Origin of the sequence: Ureibacillus suwonensis (genome assembly GCF_042655065.1) — a bacterium.
GTDB lineage: Bacteria > Bacillota > Bacilli > Bacillales_A > Planococcaceae > Ureibacillus > Ureibacillus suwonensis.
Genome location: NZ_JBHSNQ010000087.1, coordinates 1 through 536, shown reverse-complemented (window position 1 = coordinate 536; position 536 = coordinate 1). Strand labels below are relative to the sequence as shown.

The window sequence follows — 536 nt, the reverse complement described above, 5'->3', positions numbered from 1 at the left end:
GCTCTTTCGATTGCTTTTGAATCGTGCGATTCAAAACGAAGAGACTTTGATACATGTTTCGGGTTTGCTCCGCGAAGGTCGGCATCCGATGAATCTCTTGCTCTTTCTTCGCCTCATAAGCAGGAATTTCACTCTCCGGCAACACCCCCCCTGTGTCCTTAAAGTATTGAACGGCATGATATTTTTCTTCAATCCGGAAGTCAGCTCTGGCATGAGGATACAAGACTCGGAACTCTTCTTCTGTTAGCCGTTTTTGCACTTCCAGTGCTAATTCGGCTTTCTTCAGAACCGCTTCGTATTTGGTTAACTCGTTTTCAAAGGATTTCTCCATTTCTTTGAGTTGCGCGATTTTTTCTTTCAGCTGCTCGTTAAATTTGCCAGGATAGAAACCATATTGAATGACTTGTTTTGGTTCTTGCTGATACACATGATACGCCTTATTGATGACATTCTTAAGCGCTCGCAGCTTCAGCTGCTGGCTGTCGATTTTTTTCTTCCAATTGCCTTCGGCCAGATCATGATACACACGTCTTGCT

General features: G+C 43.8%; 1 pseudogene. It reads right to left on the bottom strand.

Features of this window, described 5'->3' with window-relative positions:
* Positions 1–536, bottom strand: a pseudogene (locus tag ACFPOH_RS10745) (MobQ family relaxase); the annotation flags it as partial.